At 73.0% G+C, this 20456-nt stretch carries 13 protein-coding genes and 2 pseudogenes; 6 read left to right on the top strand and 9 right to left on the bottom strand.

The genetic code is table 11. From position 1 onward, the window contains the following. Window positions 1-425 precede the first annotated feature (425 nt). The gene (locus QSK52_RS30090) at window positions 426-830 is read left to right on the top strand and encodes a hypothetical protein (RefSeq protein ID WP_285739366.1); all 405 of its coding nucleotides are present in this window, start codon (window positions 426-428) and stop codon (window positions 828-830) included. Between the two features lie 40 nt (window positions 831-870). Here the strand turns inward: QSK52_RS30090 and QSK52_RS30085 are convergent. From QSK52_RS30085 to QSK52_RS30070, 4 genes are all read right to left on the bottom strand, one after another. Continuing rightward, window positions 871-1678 (bottom strand): IS5 family transposase gene (locus QSK52_RS30085; protein WP_435053405.1). Its coding sequence is split into 2 segments (ribosomal slippage): window positions 871-1327 and window positions 1326-1678, totalling 810 coding nucleotides; the frame shifts between segments, so codons are not numbered across the junction. A gap of 609 nt (window positions 1679-2287) precedes the next feature. Then, complete coding sequence (locus QSK52_RS30080) at window positions 2288-3634, bottom strand: hypothetical protein (protein ID WP_285739365.1); 1347 nt, start codon at window positions 3632-3634, stop codon at window positions 2288-2290. Window positions 3635-4020: 386 nt separating this feature from the next. After that, window positions 4021-4458 carry a replication/maintenance protein RepL gene (locus tag QSK52_RS30075; protein ID WP_285739364.1) on the bottom strand — a complete coding sequence of 146 codons (438 nt, stop codon included), beginning with the start codon at window positions 4456-4458 and terminating at the stop codon, window positions 4021-4023. Next, on the bottom strand, window positions 4458-5051 hold the full coding sequence (locus tag QSK52_RS30070; protein WP_285739363.1) for a hypothetical protein: 594 nt from the start codon (window positions 5049-5051) through the stop codon (window positions 4458-4460). Before QSK52_RS30070 ends, QSK52_RS30075 begins: the two co-directional genes overlap by 1 nt. A gap of 902 nt (window positions 5052-5953) precedes the next feature. Here QSK52_RS30070 and QSK52_RS30065 point away from each other — a divergent pair. Further along, window positions 5954-6736 carry an IS5 family transposase gene (locus QSK52_RS30065; RefSeq protein ID WP_285739362.1) on the top strand — a complete coding sequence of 261 codons (783 nt, stop codon included), beginning with the start codon at window positions 5954-5956 and terminating at the stop codon, window positions 6734-6736. Here QSK52_RS30065 and QSK52_RS30060 read toward each other — a convergent pair. Then, window positions 6702-7196 (bottom strand): hypothetical protein, encoded by a 495-nt coding sequence (locus QSK52_RS30060; protein ID WP_285739361.1) that lies wholly within the window; start codon window positions 7194-7196, stop codon window positions 6702-6704. The two genes, QSK52_RS30065 and QSK52_RS30060, sit on opposite strands and share 35 nt — an antisense overlap. Before the next feature lie 165 nt (window positions 7197-7361). Here QSK52_RS30060 and QSK52_RS30055 point away from each other — a divergent pair. Further along, window positions 7362-7721, top strand: a pseudogene (locus QSK52_RS30055) (NUDIX domain-containing protein); the annotation flags it as partial. Between the two features lie 185 nt (window positions 7722-7906). Here the strand turns inward: QSK52_RS30055 and QSK52_RS30050 are convergent. The 4 genes and pseudogenes from QSK52_RS30050 to QSK52_RS30040 form a co-directional block, all read right to left on the bottom strand. Next, window positions 7907-8638 carry a methyltransferase gene (locus tag QSK52_RS30050; RefSeq protein ID WP_285739360.1) on the bottom strand — a complete coding sequence of 244 codons (732 nt, stop codon included), beginning with the start codon at window positions 8636-8638 and terminating at the stop codon, window positions 7907-7909. Between the two features lie 61 nt (window positions 8639-8699). Further along, a pseudogene (locus QSK52_RS39730) lies at window positions 8700-8891 on the bottom strand (methyltransferase family protein); the annotation flags it as partial. A 140-nt stretch (window positions 8892-9031) separates the two neighbouring features. Next, the gene (locus QSK52_RS30045; RefSeq protein ID WP_285739359.1) at window positions 9032-9835 is read right to left on the bottom strand and encodes a class I SAM-dependent methyltransferase; all 804 of its coding nucleotides are present in this window, start codon (window positions 9833-9835) and stop codon (window positions 9032-9034) included. A gap of 29 nt (window positions 9836-9864) precedes the next feature. Next, the gene (locus QSK52_RS30040; protein ID WP_285739379.1) at window positions 9865-15150 is read right to left on the bottom strand and encodes a type I polyketide synthase; all 5286 of its coding nucleotides are present in this window, start codon (window positions 15148-15150) and stop codon (window positions 9865-9867) included. Between the two features lie 1641 nt (window positions 15151-16791). Between QSK52_RS30040 and QSK52_RS30035 the strand changes: the two genes are divergently transcribed. The 3 genes from QSK52_RS30035 to QSK52_RS30025 all read left to right on the top strand — a co-directional run bounded on the left by QSK52_RS30035 (window position 16792) and on the right by QSK52_RS30025 (window position 20006). Then, window positions 16792-17184 (top strand): SsgA family sporulation/cell division regulator, encoded by a 393-nt coding sequence (locus tag QSK52_RS30035; RefSeq protein ID WP_285739358.1) that lies wholly within the window; start codon window positions 16792-16794, stop codon window positions 17182-17184. Between the two features lie 269 nt (window positions 17185-17453). Next, on the top strand, window positions 17454-18356 hold the full coding sequence (locus tag QSK52_RS30030; RefSeq protein ID WP_285739357.1) for a hypothetical protein: 903 nt from the start codon (window positions 17454-17456) through the stop codon (window positions 18354-18356). Window positions 18357-18614: 258 nt separating this feature from the next. After that, on the top strand, window positions 18615-20006 hold the full coding sequence (locus QSK52_RS30025; RefSeq protein WP_285739356.1) for a tetratricopeptide repeat protein: 1392 nt from the start codon (window positions 18615-18617) through the stop codon (window positions 20004-20006). Window positions 20007-20456: the final 450 nt, after the last annotated feature.

The following is a 20456-nucleotide window of genomic DNA, read 5'->3' as shown; positions in this document are numbered from 1 at the left end:
CTCGTAAGCCATTGCCCAATCCGCCCTGCAACTGGTCCTCGCCGACGAAACCGCCCTCTACCGCCTCGGCCGGGCCCAGTTCCTCGACGCAGCCACCGCCACCGGCGACCCGCTCCACCTCATGCGCCCGTTCGGCATCACCGACGACACCGCCATGCGCTACATCACCACGGCTCTCCCCGGGCGCACCGCCGAACTCCCCCGCTGAGGGGGAGCGCACTCCGGGGGACAACTGGCGTGAGCACATACTGCCTGACCGTAGGGCGACCCGCGGCTCCCGGCCTCGCCGCTGACAGACCGGGGACAGCGTGGTTTCACGCCGGGTCACCGATTTTCGGCCTTTCCTCCAGAAGTCGCTGAGCACAACACCGTGCCCTGCGACGCTCTGACCAGGTCGGCACCGCGCCGGCCCGCAAGGAGAGAACATGTCCGAGACCACGCCCCAGTCCGAAATCACCGACCTCGGGACGCTTGAGGCAACCGAGGGCGGCCCCGCCTCCCCCGACGTGAGCAGCATCCCGGTGACGGAGATCAAGCCCGAGGGCGAAGCCACTCTGGTCCAGGTCGCGCAGGCCGACCTCACGCCGCAGGACGTGGGCACCTTCAGCGTCCGGTACGTAGGCCGGGTGCCCCAGCTCGTCGTCACAGGCGGCAGCGTCGTCCCCTCCGTCGTCACCGTCGTCGACGGCTCGGGCAACGTCCTCGCCGAATACGCCGCCCGCCCAGCCACGGCACCCAAGCCGGTCAGCAGCCGCCTGCTGCCCATCGACCAGCACCAGATCATCGGCTGCGTCACCCCCGACTGCTTCCCCGTCAGCCTGAGGGCGTGAATCAAGGCGGCCCGCCTGCGGCCAGCCATCACTGATCATTCTAGGAAGAGGACCGGAGCCTGCGCAGGCAGATGATGCTGCAGGCGAGTTGAAGCAGGCCCAGGTGGAGGTCCGCGTGTCTCTCGTAGCGGATCCGCAGGCGCTTGAACTGGTGCAGCCAGGCGAAGGTCCGCTCGACAACCCAACGGGTCTTCCCGAGTCCTGAGCCGTGGGCGACGCCGCGCCGGGCGATCCTGGGGGTGATGCCGCGGTGCCGCAGGATGCGCCGGTACTTGTCGTAGTCGTAGCCCCGGTCAGCGAAGAGCCTGCGCGGCCGGTGACGTGGCCGTCCGCGCAGGCCCCGGATGCGCGGGATCGCGTCCAGCAGCGGCAGCAGCTGGGTGACGTCGTGGCGGTTTCCACCGGTCAGCGTGACAGCGAGTGGGGTGCCGTTCCGGTCGACGATCAGATGGTGCTTGCTGCCCGGCCGGCCCCGGTCCACCGGCGAAGGTCCGGTGTGAGCCCCCCTTGAGGGCCCTGACGTGCGAGCCGTCGACCGCCGCGTCGTCCATCTCCAGCAGGCCCGCCGACCGCAGTTCGGCAAGAAGCAGCTCGTGCAGACGAGGCCACACGCCGGCCTGGCTCCAGTCCCGCAACCGCCGCCAGGCGGTGACACCACTGCACCCGGTCCGCTCCGCGGGCACGTCGCGCCAGCTCACGCCCTTGCACAGCACATACATGATGCCGCGGAGCGCAGCACGGTCATCCGTCGGCAGGCGGCCCGGGTAGCGGGGGCGCCTCGGCGGGCGTGGCGGCAGCAGCGGAGCGACCCGCTCCCACAGGTCATCTGGCACAAGATCATCCGGCATATGCAGCACTCTGCCGCCTCGCCCCTCAACTGCCAAGCCCCCGGTCGAACTCATTTTGAAATGACCAGTTAGCCCCGACCTGGCCTTTTATGTCTCGGGGATCCCCGCGGTGCTCGCCGTTTCCCGGCTGCAGAATGCAGCTCTCCCAGACGCTCCGGGGCGTCCGGGCCGCCTCAAAGCTCCCGCACACCCTCGTGGACGCGGCCTCAAGAACGCACGCTTCCAGGCGTTCCGGACCGCCAGAAAGTACGTAGAACGCCCGCCTCGCCTCCGCCGAAACGGCCCCGCGAACCCCCTGGTTCCTCCCGGCGGAACGCGCGGAAGTGTCCCGCGCGGGACACTTCCGCTGGCGCGAGCACACCTGGCGGAGGATGCGGGCGGCGCCCCCGGATGCATCGGGCAGGGCGGCCCGTTGGGCGGCGGGGCCAGCGGGGAAGCAACCCGCCGATCAGCCCGGAGGCCCGGCACCTCGAAGGTGCCGGGCCTCCGCCGCGCCCCTGCGGGATCCGCGCCCGCCGCCTTCCGGCTCCCCCTGCGGCCCGCCGGCTTCGCTGACGACGATGAAGGCGGCCGGACGGCCGCGTTCCTGCCGACGCTGATCGGGCCGGGTCAGGAGGCGTCCGGCCGCGGCGCCGTCCGCTGCCCGAGGGCCGCGCGCAGGAGGTCGAGCGCGGCTTCGGGAGCGGGGGCCAGGAGGACTTCGCCGTCGGCGGCATCGACCACAGGGCGGCCCTCGACAAGCGCGGCCCAGGGGGCTGGCGCAGCGACGGTGTCGATGTCCCAGACCTCGACCCAGCCGACCACGACGCCGTACTGCTCGATGGCCTGGACGCCGGGCGCGCCGGGCCAGCTCAGATGAACCAGGCCGCCGCCGAGCTCGTAGGAGCGGTGCGGAACGCCGAACGCGCGCTCGGTGGGCGGGAGCTGGTCGACCCGCTGGCCCAGCGCAAGGTCGTAGGGCACCTGGGGCACTGGAGCGGTCAGCCTCTCAGGGGCCGCGGCGGGGCTGGCCTGCCTCCCGGACCGGATTTCACCCCGAGGCGTAACAGGCCCCCCGCGGTCGGCAGAGCCGGGCCCAGCAATAACGCCCCGAGGCGTTTTCTTCATGTCCGAGACGGCAACGGGAGCACCCGCGTTTCCGCCCCGAGGCGCTATCTCGTCGCCTGGCGCCGAGGGGACGAGGGCAAGGGCTCCAGCCCGAGGCGCAACCGCGTCGCCCACCGAGAAGGAAACGAGGGCAGGGTTTCCGCCCCGAGGCGTTTTCCCCGCCTCGGCGGGATCGACCGGCTCCCCTCCCGTCGGACTTCCGCCCCGGGTCGGGAGTGCGCCCCCGACCAGGCCCGGCCCTGTCGTCGGGTTTTCGCCCCGAGGCGCTTCGCCTGCCAGATCTTCCCGGGTGGATTCGCGGAGCAGGCTGTTCTCCACCCGGGCCAGCACGCCCGGCGCCGCCAGCTCCTCCTGGGCACGCAGCAGCGCCCGGGCGCCAGCATCAAGGTGCGGCCAGCGGGCCTGGTCGCGCACCTCCGCGGCCGCCTCGCCCGCCTGCGCGGACAGCACGGCCCGCCGCTCGAAGAACCGGTCGAAGGCACCGGCCGGGTCCTCGTCGACCTGCGCCAGGAACTCCTTGACCGCCAAGGACACCTGCACGGCATAGTCGGCCACCGCCGCCCGCGCGCCCTCCAGCACCGGCACGGGAGGCAGCTCGCCCCCGCCCCGCGGCTCGGCGTCACCGGGACCAGCCAGGACGGCGCCGCGGGCCTTGTAGCGGGCCCGCTCAGCCTTGGACTTGCACGCCTTGGAGCAGTGCCGGGCTGGCCGGCCCCGCCCCGAGGGTGCGACCGGCACCGGCTTGCCACAGCCCTCCCGGGCGCACAACGGCATGGCCTTCGGCTGCTCCTCGACGTCGAACAACGTCTCGGCAGGGTCGGCTTCATTTCGACTCGGGGCGTTATTCACACCGGCAGAGTAGACCCCCGCCACGACAGATTCCGCCTCGGGGCGGAACTCTTGAAGTTCCGTCAGCGGGCGGCATGGCCGGACTTCCGCCTCGGGGCGATTATGCGGGGCCTGTGCCGCCCGTCCGCGCTTGCGGAGACCGCGGCGGTGCGGAGCACGACCGGCGCCCGGCTGCAGCGTCCGGTCGGCGCGATGCCGGCAGGGCGCGGGCAGTGCGTCAGGCCCCCAACGCCTGCGATCCGTCGCCCCGCCAAACCTCCGGCGCTGGTGCATCGGGCCCGGTCCGCAGGGCCCAGTAAAAGGCCGGGCAGAGGCCTGGGCCTGGCAGGCCGCAGATGCCTGAAAGTTCTGCATGGGGATAACTTTCAGGGGGATACAACCCGCACTCAGCCAGCAGCAGCCAGCCCGGACCTGTTGGTTCGGGGTGGGCGCCGCCGGTAACTGGGAAGGACGACCTCGGGGACGTCAGCCGGCACCTCTTCCAGCGCCTCGATCCACTCCTCCCGCGAGCCCTTGAAGGCGATCCGCGGGTTGATCCTGTACAGCCCGTTGGAGATCCGCCACAGCAGGCCGAGTTCGGCCAGGCGGTTGAGAGCGGGTGAGATGTTGCTCTTGCTCGTGGCCAGCCGCTCGGCGATGTCGTCGAGCGTGAGGGTGACGAAGCCGCCGTCGGTCATCTCCCCCAGCACCGTGTGCCAGACGTCGTACTGCAGGGTGGTGAGCCGGTACAGCGGCAGGGCCCGGGAGAGATCCTGCGCGGTGAAGACGCTGCCTTCGGCGGTCAGGAAGGTTTCCGTGCCCGGGTCATGGTCGGCGGCGGTCATCACAACGACTCCAGCTTCGGTCGGCGGGTGCGGCGGGGCGGACGGACCTCGCCCTCGGGCAAGCGAATCTCGGGGATCGAGTCCGGCATCAGCGCCAGGGCGCGCTGCTGCTCGGCGCTGGACCCCCAGAAGGCGATGCGCGGGTTGATCCGGTAGCGGCCTCGCCGCTCCAGCCACATGAAACCCATGTCAAGGAAACGGGCCAGGGCCTCGCCTGCTTCCTTGCGGCCGATACCGAGTCGCTCACCGAGCTTGATGACGGTGATCGGCACGATACCGCCCTTGAGTTGAGCGCCGAGCATGGTGTGCCAGACGTCGTACTCCGTGGCGGTCAACCCGATGAACGGCAGCTTGGCGGAGAGCTCCTTCGAGGCCATGTAGAAGGTGTGGCCGAGGAAGTCGAAGTCCTCCCGCTTGGGGCTAGCCGGTTCTGGCTCCGGAGCCGGATTGACCGCGACCGTCTCACCCGGCTGGAGCCGGATCGCAACCACGTTGTGCGCGCCCGCTGGCTCAGCGGGGGGCGGCGCGGCAGGCTGGCCGGGCCGCGAGGCGGGGAGGCGGACCACGCGGCCGCCCTTCGATGCACTGATCACCACCAAAGGTTATCTCAGGGCATAACTTTTGTGGGGCTACAACCCGCGATCGGCGCGTCGGTCCGGCGAGTGCGGGGTTACAACCCCCAGTTACCGGCTAGTAACGGGGGTTATAGCCCCACATTCGCTCCGCATTCCCGCAGGTCAGAGCATTGCCGCTCTTTAAATCCAAGAACCAGCCGCGGCACTCGCTACAGCCGTCAGGCCTCCGGCGGGCTGGCTGTCCATGCCGCTGCCGCCACCCGGGTCGGTCACTGAGGTCGGCCTGCTGGTCGAGGGCTGGTTAGGGTCACTGCGCCAGTCATGGAAGTCCGGCTGCCGCCGGACCCGGGCCTTAGCGGCCCTTTCCATGCCTACGAATTACAGCGGGGGCGCCCGTGCCCTCCCGCTGCTGGCGCTGCGGCCCGGTGGACTGGTCCAGGCCATCGGGGGTCCGGGCCCGCGCTCCCAGGTTGTGAAGGTGGACAGCAAGTTCGTCAGGTAGGTGGTGGCGTCGGCAACCGCTCGGTAGGTGGGCAGGTCGCGGTATGTTGCGGCGACGCGCCGACGGCAGGGCTGGGCACGGCCCGAACCGCGGGCTGGCACCGCAGGACAGGCGGCAGCTTGGCGGGTCCAAGCCGCCTGGGTATGAGTGGCCGTTGCTCTATCGATCTTGGTGAGCGTGAGTTCGAGGTCGTCGACTCGGTCGGGTGATCTTCTGGCCGACTGCGCATGAGAGTGGGGCCTCCCGTGCAGCTCGTGGGTGTCGAATCCAACCGAGCAACAGGAGGCCCCTGGTGCTGCAGTCTTTCGTGCCCGTGCCGGTGTCGTCCAACTCCGGTGCCCTGAGGTGTGATTGCCTCGCTCATCGGTTCGGGAACGCCGGGGACCGTCCGCACAGGCGACCGAGGTATCCGTCCGACATGAGCGACGCGGAGTGGGCCGTGGTGCGCGACGTCATGCCCGTTCCGGGATGGTTGGAGGGCCGGGGCGGGCAGCCGGAGGGGTACTGCCACCGGCAGATGGTCGATGCTGTGCGCTACCTGGTCGCGGGTGGCATCACCTGGCGGGCGATGCCCGCGGACTTCCCCGCATGGGACCGCGTCTACGCCTTCTTCGGGCGCTGGCGGGACAAGGGGCTGGTCGCCGAGTTCCACGACCGGCTGCGGGACCGGGTCCGCGAGGAGGCGGGCCGCGATCCGGAGCCGACCGCGGGGATCGTCGACGCCCAGTCGGTGAAGGGCGCCGCGTCGGTGCCGGCCGCCACCCGAGGATTCGACGGAGGGAAGAAGGTGAACGGCCGCAAGCGTCACATCGTGGTGGACACTCTCGGGCTGCTGCTGACGGTGATGGTCACCGCGGCCTCGGTCACCGACCGCGAGGCCGGCCAGACGCTGCTGGCCCGGCTACGCGAACGGCACTGGCGCATCACGCTTGTGTGGGCCGACGGCGGCTACACCGGACGTCTGGTCGACCTCGCCCGCGACGTCCTGAGCCTCGCGCTGAGCGTGGTCAAACGCGGCGACGACACCACGGGCTTCGTCGTGCTGCCGAAGAGGTGGCTGGTCGAGCGGACGTTCGCGTGGCTGATGCGCTCACGCCGACTCGCCCGCGACTACGAGGGCCGCACCGACACCTCGGAGGCGGTGATCCGCTGGTCGATGAGCATGGTCATGAGCCGACGCCTCGCCCGGCGAGCACGCTGAACATCCCGGGCTGTTCCTCGGCCAGCCAGCCCCGCGCGGCCAGCCGCTTCGCCTTCGACCGCACCCCTTCCACCTTCGCCTGAACCGGCTCCAGCCCGAGTGCTGCCGCGAGTTGCCGACAGTCCATCACTTCCCCGCACGACCCGTTGCGGCCGGCGAGAGCATCCATGATCCGCTGATAGTCCGGCGCCAGCACCGCGGGGACGAGACCCTCCCGCCAGTGCGGCACCATCGAACCCGGCGCCGCTGCCGGGACTCGCGCCGGCCGCTCAGTGGCCGTCACGACCGGCACCTTTTCGTCACCCCCGCGGGGTCCCGTCAGGACCTCGGCCACCGTCTCGCGGGCGATCACGAGCCGCTCCCACACGGACTCCGCCTCCCGCAGCTCGGCCTGAAGGGCCTCCACCCGCTGCCGAGCCGCGCGTTCGCGCTCCTCCAGCAACCCCATCACCGACGGCATCCCGGCACCTCCACCGAAGAGACGACACGACACCTCGTCCCTGCCGCCGAAACGCCAAAACTATGCCTGAACTGCAGATATGCAGCCATCACTCTCGGAAAGACAACGGCTTCTGAGCTGCGCGCCAAGCTCCCGGCGGCGGGCCTGACCGGCCGGCCGGAGCCTGTGAACGCCTCCGCCGTCATCCACAACGGCCGCGGCGAGTACCTGCTGCACCTGCGGGACAATTTCGCACATATCTGGGCGCCTGGTGAGTGGAGTCTGCTGGGCGGTGGCCGGGAAGCGGGCGACGCCACGATCGAGGCGACGCTGCGGCGCGAACTCGCCGAGGAGGCCCCCGGGCTGCGCCTCGGCGCGGTCGAGCCGCTGACCGTCGAATGGACCACAGACCGGCACGGCCTGGCCGTCCCCATCCAGATCTTCACCACCCGCCGGGAGGGCCACCCCGACGACGCGGACCTACGCGAAGGCGTCCTGCTCCACTGGGTGAGCCCCGAGGACCTGCACCGCCTCCACCTGCGCGACTCCACTCGCCACCTCCTCCAGGAGCATGCCGCCACCCACGCCACCGTCCGCCCGCCCGCACCCCGAACCCAGCCCACTGCCGCCTCGGTGCGCCGCGCGGCCGCGGCGGACGCCGACGAGTTGGCGCCGCAGGCCCGGCAAGTTGCACGCCGACAATGCCTACGGCCACCGGCGGAAGGAGCGTTTCACCGGGTGCCTTCGAGGACGCCGTACGGGAAGGAGACGGGGCGGACGCTGCGCAGGGTGAGGCCGGCGGCGTCCAGGAGGGCTGCGTATTCGGTGACGGTCCGCTCCCGGCCGCCGGTGAGGACGAGCATGCTGATGTCGCTGACCAGGGCGGGAACGGCCTCTGCGGGGCTGTCGGGGATCATCCGTTCCACGAGCAGGATCCGGCCGTCCTCGTTCATCGCCCGGGCGCAGTCGTGCAGGATCGTGGCGGCGCGGGTGTCGTCCCAGTCGTGGACGATGTTGGCCATGACGTAGACGTCGCCCCCCGTGGGGACGCGGTCGAAGAAGTCGCCCGGCTCGATCCGGCAGCGGCCGGCGAGGTCGGGGGCGGTGAGCAGCGTGTTGGGGCGGGAGGTGACGGCGGGGGAGTCGAACAGCACGCCGTCGAGGTGGGGGTGCTGCCGCAGGATCTGTGCCAGCAGCATCCCGTTGCCGCCGCCCACGTCGACGACGGTGCGGGCCCGGGAGAAGTCTCCGGCCTCGGCCACGGAGGGGGCGAAGGCGGCGGTGCGTTCCGCCATCGCGGCGTCGAAGGCGGCCCCGTGGTCCGGGTGGTCGCGCAGGTAGGAGAAGAGGTCCGTACCCAGGGCGGCGTCGAAGCCGGGTTCGCCGGTCTTGACGGTGTCCAGGATGGGCGCGAACGGGGCCACGCCGCCGAGCACCTCGGGGAGGGTGGCCCAGGAGCGCATGCTGGCCGGCACCCCGGTGCGCAGCCGCTCTCCCAGGACGGGTCGTGCCGAAGGCGCGGGAGCCGGTCTCCTCGAACACCCCCAGGGCGGTCGGCAGCCGCAGGACACGGTGGAGCGTGGGTTCGTGGGTGGCGGTGGCCCGGGCCAGTTCCCGGGTGGTCACCGGGCCGTCGGCGAGCAGGTCGGCGATCCCCAGTTCGGCCACGACGTGCAGGGCGCGGGAGATGTGGATGCCGCCGAGCAGCGAGAGCATGTGGTTGCGGCGGCGTGTTCTGCCTCGGTGGGGGCGTCCTGTTCATGGGGGAGTTCTCTTCAGGGTGTGCTGGCGGTTGGGTCGGAGGCACTCGGTTCCGGTTGCCGGGGCTTGCGGCGCAGGCTCCGGCAACCGGGGGGTCAGCGCTCGGGGCGGCGTCCCCAGGTGGTGAGCATGGTGATGAACGGTTCGTGGGTGCCGGGCCGGGAGAGGTGGCGCAGGGCGTCCCGGAGCGTCTCCGGGGCGAAGCCGTCGGCCAGCATGGCGGGTCCGCCCTCGCGGAGGGTGAGGGCGGTGAAGCGGCTGCAGTCGGGTTCCGTGTGGACGGTGGGGAAGTGGGCGGCTGTCCTGATGTCCCGCAGTCCGAGGTCGTGGAAGGCGCCCGGCCATCGAGAGGCGCAGTGCGGATCGGTGCCGATGGTCTCGGCCAGGTTCCGCCACAGTGCCTGGACGCTGGTGCGATAGGCGTCGTGGTGGGAGTGTTCGCCGCCCGTGGCCTCGGCGTCGGAGACGACGAGCAGACCGCCGGGTCTGAGCCAGGAGACCAGGCGCCGCAGGACGGTGTCGCGTTCGCGCAGGTGCATGAGGGTGAAGCGGCAGTGGACCAGGTCGAACCGGCCCGGGTCGAGGCCGGGGTCGGTGACGTCGCCCTGCAGGACGCGTACGTTCGGCGGCGCGGATCGGAGCAGGAAGTGGGTGTCGCGGTCGAGAGCGGTGACCTGGTACGGGCCGCCCGGCATTGCGGCCAGCCAGGTGCTGATGGTGCCGGTGCCCGCGCCGACGTCGAGGCAGGTCGCGTGCGGGGGGATGTCCAGTCCGGTGAGGACGGCGCGGCTGGCCGGGTCGAAGACGGTGGCCAGGTAGCCCAGGCGTTCGCCCTCGTCGGCGTTGGCGCTGGCGTAGAGGGACTCGCCGTACCGCTGCTGGGGGGGTTGTGCGGTCATGGTCGATCTCCTGGGTAGGGTGCCGCGCTTCAGGGCGCGTTCGAGTCGCTGCGGGCGAGTTGCCCGGCGGCGTAGCGGGCGATGGCGGCGACGGTGGGGTGGTTCCAGACCAAGGTGGCCGGCATCGGCGTGTGCAGGCGCTGTTCAAGCTGGACACGGAAGCGGACGGTGAGGAGGGAGTCCATTCCCAGCTGGGACAGGGGGCGGTTGTCCGGGAGGGCGTCCGGTTCGCCGCCGAGGACGCGGGCGGCCGCCCGCCGGACTTCGGCCGTGATCGCGTGCTCCAGTTCCGCGCCGTCGAGTCCGGCGAGGGGATCGGCCTGCGGCGCGGGGGCCTGCAGGTCGTCGGTGGGCAGGGGGAGGGCGCCGAGCAGGGGCGGGCGGAGGTCGGCGGCCTGGGGCTTCAGCGCCAGCACCGCGAAGTCCGCGGCGGCGGGGACGGTGGGCGCGCTGAGCAGGTGCGGCAGGTGGCGCAGGGCCTGGGCGGCGGTGATGTCGGCGGTGCCGCGGGCGGCGAGTTCGGCGTCGGTGGCCGCCGCGGAGGTGGACATGCCCTGGCCGCGCCAGCTGGTCCACGCGACGCTGACCGTCTCGTGGTGGCCGCCGGTGTTGCGGTGCCGGGCCAGGGCGTCCAGGAAGGAGTTGGCTGCGGCGTAGGAGCCCTGCCCGGGCAGGCCGAGCAGCGGTCCCAGGGAGGAGTAGAAGACCATGAAGTCCAGCTCCCCGGGCGGGAAGAGGCGGTGCAGGGCGAGGGCCCCGTCCACCTTGGGCCGCATGACGCGACCGAGCGCAGCTTCGTCGAGGTGCTGCAGCATGGCGCTCTCGACGGTTCCGGCGGCGTGCACCACGCCCCGGACCGGGGGGAGCTCCAGTCTCCGCAGCAGTCGCTGCAGGGCTGTCTCGTCGGCGACGTCGACGGCCGGGGCCAGGACGGTCGCCCCCTCGGCCTCCAGGGCCCGCACGGCGCGGATCCGCCGCTGGAGCGGCGAGCCCGGTTCGGCGCGGTCCCAGGTGTCGCGGGGCGGCAGGCCGGAGCGGGACAGCAGGAGCAGACGGCGGGCGCCCTGGGCTGTCAGGGTCGCGGCGGTCAGCAGGCCCAGGGCTCCGAGCCCGCCGGTGACGGCGTAGGTGGCGTCGGACTGGCAGGCTGCCGGGCGGGGTCGGGCGGACCTGCCGCTGGGGAGCAGGCGCCGCGCCTGCACGCCGCCCTCCCGGAGGCAGAGGATGTCCTCGGTGGGCCGCGCCGTCAGGAGGCGCAGCACCGTGGACGCGTCGGCATCGGTGAGGGCGCTGGCGGGCAGGTCGATGGTGCCGCCCCACCTGTCGGGGTGCTCACCTGCCGCGACCCGGCTCATCCCCCACAGCGGCGACCGGGCCAGCGCGGCCGATCCCTCGGCCTCGCGGACCCCGCGGGTCAGGCACCAGATCCGGGGCCCGCCGGGCGGCTGGCCGGGACCCAGGAGGGCGCGCAGGTGCCGGGAGAAGGCTGCCGCGGCTTCATGGGCCGCCTGGGCCGTCGGCAGGCCGTCCACGGTGCAGGCGACGAGGACGTGGTCGGCGCGGGCCGACTGCTCCGGCCGGAGGTCCGTGCTCGTTTCCAGGAGGGCCTCGGTCGGCGACCAGTGGTGCCGCAGTTCGTCCTCCAGCTGCCGGTCACCGACGAGCAGGACACGGGAAACGCGGGGCGGGACGGGGGCGGCCGGCACGTTCACGGGGAGCCAGCCGACGTCGGCGGCCACCAAGGTGGCGGCGTCCTGCTCGGGGTCCTCCAGCGGGGCGTAGCGCAGGCCGTGCAGTTCGGCCGAGGCCGGTCCGTCGGTGCCGGTCAGCCGGACGTCGGCGGTGTCGGGGCTGTCCGGCCGCCGGTGGACTTCGATCCGTGCCTCCGTCGGGGCGGGGGCGGTCAGGGACAGCCGGTCCAGGTGCGCGGGCATCCGCAGCAGCGGCGCGCCGCCGAAGACCAGGGACGCCAGCGACAGGGCCGCGTCGAGCAGGCTGGCCCAGCTCGCCGGGAACTCGTCCCCCTCCGGCACGGCCCGGGCGCGGGCCAGCAGCACCCCTTCGCCTCGGTGCAGGGAGATGATGTGCCAAGGGAAACCCATGGCGGCGACGCCGAGGTCGGACAGTTGCCGTACCACCCAGTCACGGGGCAGGGCCTGGTTTGCCGGGACCGCGGGCAGGGCCGGGGCCGCGCAGTCCCGCGTGCCGGACGCCGCCGTGGACGCGTTGGCGGACGTGGTGGCCACTGTGGCGGAGCAGTGGTGCTGCCAGGCCTCCGTATCGGCCTGGCCGGAGTCGTCGAGCAGGCGCGAGGAGAGGGTCAGCCTTCCGGCCTGCCCCAGCACCTGCAGTTCGCGGGCACCCTCGTGGGGCACGGCGACGGGGATGCGCAGGTCGACGTCGATCAGGTCGGGGAACGCATCGCCGTCGCCCAGTTCCCGGGCCGCGTGGGCGAAGGTGTGCAGCAGCACGGCCGCCGGGACGATCTCGGTGCCCGCCACGGGGTGCGCCCCGGGATAGGGGCGGCTGTCCCGCTCCAGTACGGTGCGCCACAGCCGTAGCGGCGGGTGGTGAACGGCCGTCACCTCGCCCAGCAGCGTGTGCGCCTGCGGGTCGTGGTACCGCGCGCAGGACCGCTCCGGTGCGGCGGAAGGTCCGGCGCGGTGGTGTGCGCGCTCCCAGACCGTGCCCGGGAGCCGGGTGAGTCGGCTGTGCGGGTGCAGGCGTTCCCAGTCCACCCGCGCGCCCTGGCAGTACAGGGCGGCCAGCGAGGAGAGGAGGACGGCGCGTTCGCCGCGCCCGCGGCGTAGCGTGGGCAGGACGACGGTGCCGTCGACGGGGGCGGTCTCCGTGATGGATCCGGCCACCACCGGGTGCGGCGAGACCTCCAGGAAGGTGCGGTGACCGTCCTCCGCCGCTGCCCGGACCGCCCCGGCGAAGCGCACCGGCTCGCGCAGGTTCCGCGCCCAGTAGGCGCTGTCCCGGGGCGGGGCCGAGCGGGGGTCGTCGCAGGCCGTCGCGTACAGCGGCAGGCGCGGTGCGCGCGGGCTCAGGTCGGTCAGGGCCTGTTCGAGCCGCCGGGCGGGCACCTCCATCTGCGGGCTGTGGAAGGCCACGGTCGACTTGACCGGCCGTACTCCGTGTCCGGCCCGCTCCCACTGCCCGCACCAGCGTTCTACGGCCTCGGCCGTTCCGGACACCACGGTCGTGGTGGGAGACGCCTCGACCGCGCAGGAGATGTCCTCGCACCCCTTCAGGTCGCGCGCGACCTCCTCGGACGGCAGGGTGACCATCGCCATGGCACCCAGGCCGTCGAAGGCCCGCAGCAGGGCTGAGCGGCGGCAGACGAGGCGGGCCCCCTCCTCCTCGGTCAGCACGCCGGCGACTACCGCGGCGGAGATCTCCCCCACGGAGTGGCCGATCACCGCCCCCGGCCGCAGCCCGTACCAGCGCCACAGCTCCGCGAGTCCCAGCTGCACCGCGACCAGGGTGGCCTGGATCCGGTCCACGCCGTCCAGGGATCCGTCCTCGATGACCTGGCGGGGGGTGAAGCCGATCTCCTCCTGGTACCAGGGGCCGAGCCGGTCGATGGTACGGGCGAACACGGGCTCCTGGACGAGGAGTTCCCGGCCCATCCCGACCCACTGCGAGCCGTGCCCGGAGAACACCCAGACCGCGTCCTGCGCCTGCGCGGCGGGCGCGTCCGCGATGACCGCGCCCGGTGTGCCGGGGCCGTCCGGATCGGCGACTGCGCGCAGACCGGCGACCAGGGTGGCCCGGTCGTCGGCCACGACGGCCGCGCGACAGGGGAGGTGGGCGCGGCGCAGCGCCATGGTGTGGCCGATGTCCGCGAGTTCCGCCGTGGGCCGTGACAGCGCCTCGGCGAGTTCACGCGCGTGGACCTGCAGCGCGGCGGGGCTGCCCGCTGACAGCGGGTACACGCGCGGCTCCTGCGCCGCCGGTGCGGCCGGGCCGTCCGGTGCGGCGGCCCGCCGGTGGGGCGCTTCCTCCAGCACTACGTGGGCGATGGTGCCGCCGTAGCCGTACGACGCCACGCCGGCCCGCAGCGGCCGTCCGTCGCGCGGCGCCAGCGCCGTGCGCCCCGTGACCAGCCGCAGGCCCGATGCCTCCCAGTCGATGGCGTCCGTCGGGCCGGAGAACACCTGGTTGGGCGGGACCGTCCGGTTCCGCAGGACCAGCACGGCCTTGATCAGCCCGGCTATCCCGGCCGCGGCCTCCAGGTGTCCGATGTTGCCCTTCACCGCACCGACCAGGCAGGGCCCGCTCCCGGCCCGACCCGGCCCCAGCACCGCTGCGAGCGCCCTTGCTTCGAGCGGGTCTCCCGCGCGGGTGCCCGTTCCGTGCGCCTCGACGTAGTCCACCTCCGCCGGGTCCACCCCGGCCGCGGCGTAGGCGCGGCGCAGCAGGTGCTCCTGCGCGGACCCGCTGGGCGCCATGATGCCCTCGGTGCGGCCGTCCTGGTGGACGGCGCTACCCCTGATCAGCGCGAGGACCTCGTCGCGGTCCCGCACCGCGTCGGACAGCCTCTTCAGGACCACGACCCCGCACCCCTCGCCGCGCCCGTAGCCGTCCGCGGCGGCGTCGAAGGGCTTGGAACGACCGTCGGGGGCCAGCGCGCCGGCCCGGTCCAGCACCACGGTCAACCCCGGTCCCGTCATCAGCATCACGCCGCCGGCCAGCGCCAGGGGGCACTCGCCTGCCCGCAGGCTCAGGCACGCCTGGTGGAGCGCGACCAGCGACGAGGAGCAGGCAGTGTCGACGGCCATGCTCGGACCGCGGAGGTCCAGGGTGTGCGAGATCCGGTTCGCCACCCCGCACAGCGACGCACCGATCCCGGTCCACGCCTCGATCCCGGCCAGGTCCTCCAGCAGGGGCCGCCCGTAGTCGTCCGACCCGACCCCCATGAACACCCCGGCGTCCCCGCCCGCCAGCGCTTGCGGATCGATCCCGGCGTGCTCCAGCGCCTGCCACGCCACCTCCAGGGCCATCCGCTGCTGGGGGTCCATCAACCTCGCCTCACGCGGGGCGATCCCGAAGAACGGCGCGTCGAAGCCGTAGATGTCCCCGGCGAGGAACGATCCCGACCGCGTGGCCGAGGCCAGCACCCGGTCCTGCGCCGGGCCGCGGCCCGCGTAGTCGGCCCACCGCTCCTCCGGAACCGGGCCCACGCTCTCGCCGCCCTCCAGCAGCAGCTTCCAGTACCCGTCGAGCGTTGCCGCCCGGCCCGGGAACCGGCAGGCGGCCCCGACGACGGCGATGGCTTCCACCTCGCGGCCCGTCACCTTTGCTTCCATGGTCAACTCCAGACGTTCTCGTTCAGCTTTTCATTTCAGCGAAGGGCGGGGAGATTTTTCGACCGCGCACGCCATGAGCCGGAAATACCGCCGACCACGCTTCGCCACGATCGGCCGGTCAATCAAATACGCCGGTTTCCCGCCCTGCGGCGCCTTACCGTACGAGCACGGCTCGGGAAGGAATGCCGGACCAGCCAGCCGATCAGATCGGTCGGGTGTCTGTCGCCGACGCACGGGACGCACCACGGGAAAGATGCAGGCGAACTGATGCCATTCATTCACCGACGACCCGCGGGCCCGTGGCGATCCGGCGGCGGCTGGTCGAAGGCCGTCGAGCGTCGCCGTCCACACCGACTGCCGCGCCCAGCGGCAGGCCCGCCTCGCGCAGGGGCAGAGGGCACTACCGCTCTTCGTCGAGACTGCTGTCCCGAAAAGCGCTCAGGCACTGGCTCCGGAGTGGGCACCCGGCACGTCTGCCACTACGAGCAGGGGTGCCGGTGAGGCCCGTTTCGCACCCTGGCCCGGCGATGCTCCGCCGGGCCGCCGGACCCGCAGGACGGCGAGGTGCCCGGTCAGGGCGGGGCCGCCCCCGGTCCGCTCCGTACGCCGATCACGGCGCGGTGGTGGAATCCGTACAACGGTTGATCACTCTCCTTGCTTTCCGAGGATGGATCTCCATGTCCGGGGGCCACGGAAAACAGCCACCACCGACACGGGGCCCGAATACGCCGGTCGATCCGCGATGGGTGATCAATCCGGTGAATTCAGCCGGGGGCATTCGAGGTGTCGGCCCGCCGGAACTTCGGATCGGCGGCAACTCGTCCTGTTTCGCTCCCCATGGGGCGAGACCGCTCCGCGCGTTCCCCACCTGATCCGATTAAAGCCTCGGAGGGATCTTTTTTCATACCTCCGGAAAGATGTCTGCGGTGAAACCCGGCACGCGCTGAAACCGCGGGCCCAGGAGCGGGCCACCCGTGTGACCCATGAGACCGACAGGGCCCATGGTGCGACTGCTGGGGCTGGGGTTGCTCGGGAGGGCCAGTGGGAGGGCCCGCCTCCCTCCCCCTGCGATCCCGGTGCCGCACGCCGCACGCCATGCGCACGCCCGTACGGGCGCACCTGCTCTCCCCCGCGCCCCTGCCGCCGCCGGAACGAGGGGCGACCGATCCCGACGTGCCGCAGCCTCGCGCCCGGCCTGCCCGCACGTGGCGCCGTGCGCACCCGGCCGAGCCCCGGTCCGGGCGGAAGAGGGACGCGCTTGCAGCGAGGTCGCCCCACCGCGCCCGGGAACAACCGCGGACCGGAGAAGGGCGGGCCCTGGTCGGCTCCGGTCGGGCCGGGCTGCGACCTGCTCGGCCGCGAGGTCCCCTCCAAGCGCGGTCACCTTCGAACCCGACGCCACCCGATCGTGTACGCCCTGCCAGTGGAGCCGGCAGCGGCGCCGTCCCCTACGGGCCGAAGCCGACCTGCGCGTCAACATCTCGCCGACCAGCGCGCACCCGCGGCCCGCCCTCGGCCGGACGTGGCCGGGGCGGGCGTAGCGTGGTCGGCTCCCACCGGCCGTGCGAGTGCTGTGCGGCCGGCTGGTGCGCGGATCGGCTCGGAAGGGGTGGCGTGGTGGGCGGTTGGACGGTGAGAGCGGTGCGGGTCAGGTTCCCGGAGAGCCCTTCCCCGGACCTGGAGGTGGACGCGCTGCTGCGCTACGCCAGCCAGGACCCGTTCGCGGTGTGCCTGACCTTCCCCTTCGACGACGGTTTCGTGGAGCGGTACTTCTGCCGGGGCTTGCTGGAGATCGGCCGCCACCAGGAGGCCGGCCTCGGCGACGTCACCATCGCCCCCGGCAAGAGCGGCACCGTGATCGTTCGCCTGCACGGCGCCCACGGCTCCACTTCCGTCGTCGTCCCCACAGACGACCTCGGCGCCTTCCTCGCCGACGCCTACGCACTGGTCCCCGTCGGCGCCGAGCACCTGCACCTCGACCTGGACACCGTCCTCGTCCGCCTCCTCGCCCCGCCACGGCGCAAAGACGCCTGAGCGCAGCGGAACTGACACATCGAAGAATCGGCAAGAAGCAGGAACCCATGAACAGGACACGGCTTTCGGAAGTCTTCGCGCTGCCAGGGCTCGGGGACGAGGACCTCTACGCGGTCAGCGGCTTCGTCCATCCCGTCCGCGGCCCAGTGCGCTGCCCGGCCGCCCCGCTGGTCGCCGCGGTGCCGACGGAGGACGGACTCCCCCTGGCGGTTCGGGACCTCGGCCCGGTTCCCGTCGGGTCGGCCGGCCCGGGCCGGTCCGGGGTGCTGGTGAGCACGACGTACCTGGACGGCGACGGCGACGCGACCGGGATCGCGGTCGTCGGCGGCTCCTGCCGGACCGGGGCGGCGCAGGCCCTGGTCCGGTCCTGGTCCGCAGCGCTCAGGACCCGGCGCGCGATGGTGGCCCGCCCGCCCCGGCCCTGCCCCGACAGCCCTTACGCAGTCGTCGAGCTACCCGTCCCGCGCGACGGCTCCGCACCGCCCGCCCACCCCGGCGCAGCGACGCCCTGCCCCGCGCCCGCCCTCGCCGGGGCCGCGGTCCGCCGCTACCTCGACGAGGGCGACGCCGTCCTGCTGGTCGGCCCGGGCCGCTCCCGGCCCTGGGCCCCGGACGGCCGTGTGCTCGAACTGGCCCGGGTCGAGGACGTCGAACGGCTCGTGCTGCCCGTCGGCGTCCGGCCCGCGTTCGTGGTCCGGCCCTGCGCCGTCGTCGACGACGTCACCCCTCTGCTGACCGCGCTGCGGGCCAGGTTCCCCGAACTGCGCGGCCAGCACCCCGACCAGTGGTGCCACCGGGCTTCCGCGACCCGCTGGGCGCACCGGGCGGTCGCCGCGGCGAGCGACCTGACCCTGCTGCTCGGAGAGGCCCGGGTGGATGCCGCCACCCTGCCGACGGGCGCGCGGGTGCGCCGGGTCCGCGGGCTCGGCGACCTGCTGCCGGCGGAACTCGCCGCCGCCGCAACCGTCGGCCTGATCCCGGCCGCTCCTGCCGTCGGCACGGCGAACGGGGACGACATGGACACCGCGCTGCTGGACGCGGTCCTACAGGTACTCACCGGGCTGGGTCCGCTCGGCATCGTCGAGCACCGGGTGTGGACCGAGGTGGTCCCCCTTCCCACAGCGCCGTCCGCGCCCGTCTGCGCCGACCGCGCGCCCCGGCACCGGGACTGATCGCGCGCCCTTCGGGCACCGGCACGCAGGCGAAGGCGAAGGCGGAGGGAGGGTGCGCCGCCTGGTGCGGCCCGTGGCGTTGAAAATCACGGTCCGCTGAAACCGCCCTCCGGCCGTCCTCCCTGGTCACCGCGGTGGCCCGCGGCAGCCTCCACCGCGGGCCACCGCCTTTCTGGTGGTGCGGCAGCGGGACGTGTCACCATGCGGACTGGAACCCGACCGGAGTCCCGCACGCGTACCCGGACGTAAGGGGTGTGCATGACATCGCCGCGCCGCCCGAACGATTCGCTACGGGCCCTGCTGGCCGAGGCCCGTTGGAGCGCGGCCGACCTGGCCACCGAAGTCAACCGGGCCGGCTGGGAGAGCGGTAGGCCCCTCGGTTTCGACCGCTCGACCGTCGCCCACTGGCTCTCCGGAACCCGCCCCCGCGGAACTACCCCGCAGCTGATCACTGAGGCGCTCTCCCGCCGCCTGGGCCGGGTCGTCACCTTGGCGGAGGCGGGCCTGGACCGCACCGCGCCCGCCGTGCCCGCCCTGCCTGCCGCCCCGGCCCGCCCGGTCGAACTGACCCTGCGCCAACTCGCCCAGTCGAGTCGGCGGGCGAGTCGGCAGACGGAGGAACCGGCCGCCTACTCCGTCGCGCTGCTCGACCTCCCGAGCCTGGCACCCGCCGACGGTACGGACGCTGCCCACGTCCCCGGCCCACGGCCTGCGCCCCCCGCCACTCCCCCGTCGCACCGGCCCGTCGAGCGGCACGAGGTCGAGGCGGTCGAGACGCTGGCCCAGCTCTTCCACTCCTGCGACATCACCTTCGGCGGCGGCCACAGCCGCACCGCCCTGGCCGGCTACCTGTCCGCCGACCTCGGACCCAAGCTGCGCCGCCCGGCCCCGCCCGCGCTGCGCCGCCGCCTGCTCACCGCCGCCTGCCGACTCGCCTACCTGTGCGCGTTCATGCACTTCGACGACAACCTCCAGGTCCTCGCCCAGCGCTACTACCTGGTGGCGCTGGGACTGGCCGCGGAGAACAACTCACCGCTCGACTACGCGATCGCGCTGCGCGGCCTGTCGGTGCAGGCGGACGCGCTCGGGCACAGCGCCGAGGCCACCACGCTCGCCGAACGGGCCCTGGAAACCCTGCGACACGACCCGCTGCGGCAGGCCTTCGTCCACGGGCAGCTCGCCGTCGCGCAGGCCCATCGGCACGCCAGGACCGAGGCCTTGAGATCCCTCGACGCGGCCGACGACCTGTTGGACGGGCGCAACAACGCAGCGGACGAAGTGGTCGGACGCTACCACCGCGGTGCGCTGCTGCGGCAGCGCGCCACGGTGCTGGAGGCACTCGGCGACCCAGCCGGCGCGCTGACGGCCCTGGGGAGATCGCTGCGCTTCCGCCCGCAGGAGGAGCACCGCTCGCGCGCCGTCGTGCTGGCCGACCTGGGCCGCCTGCACCTTCAGGCCGGACACCTCACCGAGGCGGTCGACAGCTGGCACCGCCTGCTCGACGAGTACCCGCCCCTGCACAGCCGACGAGTGGACCGCGCGCTGACCGCCGTGCGCGGACAGCTGCGCCCGTACGCCGACGACGCCCGGGTACGGGGCCTGCTGCACCGCCTGGCCGGCCCACGCGTCCCCCTGCAGCACCAGCCCTGACAGACCCGCTGTGTCAGCGGGCCGCCGGGTGTTCGTGGCGAACAGGGCGGCCAGGACGGTGCCGATCTCCGAACCGGTGCCGTGGAGGCATGCGGCAGTGCTGCAGGCCAGGACGCTGCCCGGACCTGCCTCGATGAAGTAGCGGAAACCGGCCGCGACCAGGGGCGAGTGTGCGGGGCAGGCAGGTGGGCAGGTCAGGCAGCCGACGAGGCGGGCGGGCAAGTCGTCGTCCGGGGTGTAGTAGGCGGGACTCCCGGCCCGAAGCTTTCTGCTCAGTGCGCCAAGGATGAGGCCCGCCACCAATCGCAATGGTGAAACAGGACCGACGCTGGGAAGGGCACCCCCGTACAACGACGCAGCCCTCCACCACCCAGGGCGCCCGGACCACTCGCCGGAGAACAGACGGCGCACGAGGTGTACCCCGCCGCGCCCTCCACGACTCCGTACCCC

Source organism: Kitasatospora phosalacinea (assembly GCF_030268885.1).
Taxonomy (GTDB): Bacteria; Actinomycetota; Actinomycetes; order Streptomycetales; family Streptomycetaceae; genus Kitasatospora; species Kitasatospora phosalacinea_C.
Note: the sequence above shows the minus strand (reverse complement) of the source record. Positions and strands in the feature narration are given on the sequence as shown.

What these genes read in the sequence shown, in the direction of transcription:
- QSK52_RS30090 (WP_285739366.1), top strand. Translation starts at nt 426, where the DNA reads ATGTCCGAGACCACGCCCCAGTCCGAAATCACCGACCTCGGGACGCTT.
- QSK52_RS30075 (WP_285739364.1), bottom strand. Translation starts at nt 4,458, where the DNA reads ATGACCGCCGCCGACCATGACCCGGGCACGGAAACCTTCCTGACCGCC.
- QSK52_RS30065 (WP_285739362.1), top strand. Translation starts at nt 5,954, where the DNA reads ATGAGCGACGCGGAGTGGGCCGTGGTGCGCGACGTCATGCCCGTTCCG.
- QSK52_RS30060 (WP_285739361.1), bottom strand. Translation starts at nt 7,196, where the DNA reads ATGCCGTCGGTGATGGGGTTGCTGGAGGAGCGCGAACGCGCGGCTCGG.
- QSK52_RS30050 (WP_285739360.1), bottom strand. Translation starts at nt 8,638, where the DNA reads ATGCGCTCCTGGGCCACCCTCCCCGAGGTGCTCGGCGGCGTGGCCCCG.
- QSK52_RS30045 (WP_285739359.1), bottom strand. Translation starts at nt 9,835, where the DNA reads ATGACCGCACAACCCCCCCAGCAGCGGTACGGCGAGTCCCTCTACGCC.
- QSK52_RS30040 (WP_285739379.1), bottom strand. Translation starts at nt 15,150, where the DNA reads ATGGAAGCAAAGGTGACGGGCCGCGAGGTGGAAGCCATCGCCGTCGTC.
- QSK52_RS30025 (WP_285739356.1), top strand. Translation starts at nt 18,615, where the DNA reads ATGACATCGCCGCGCCGCCCGAACGATTCGCTACGGGCCCTGCTGGCC.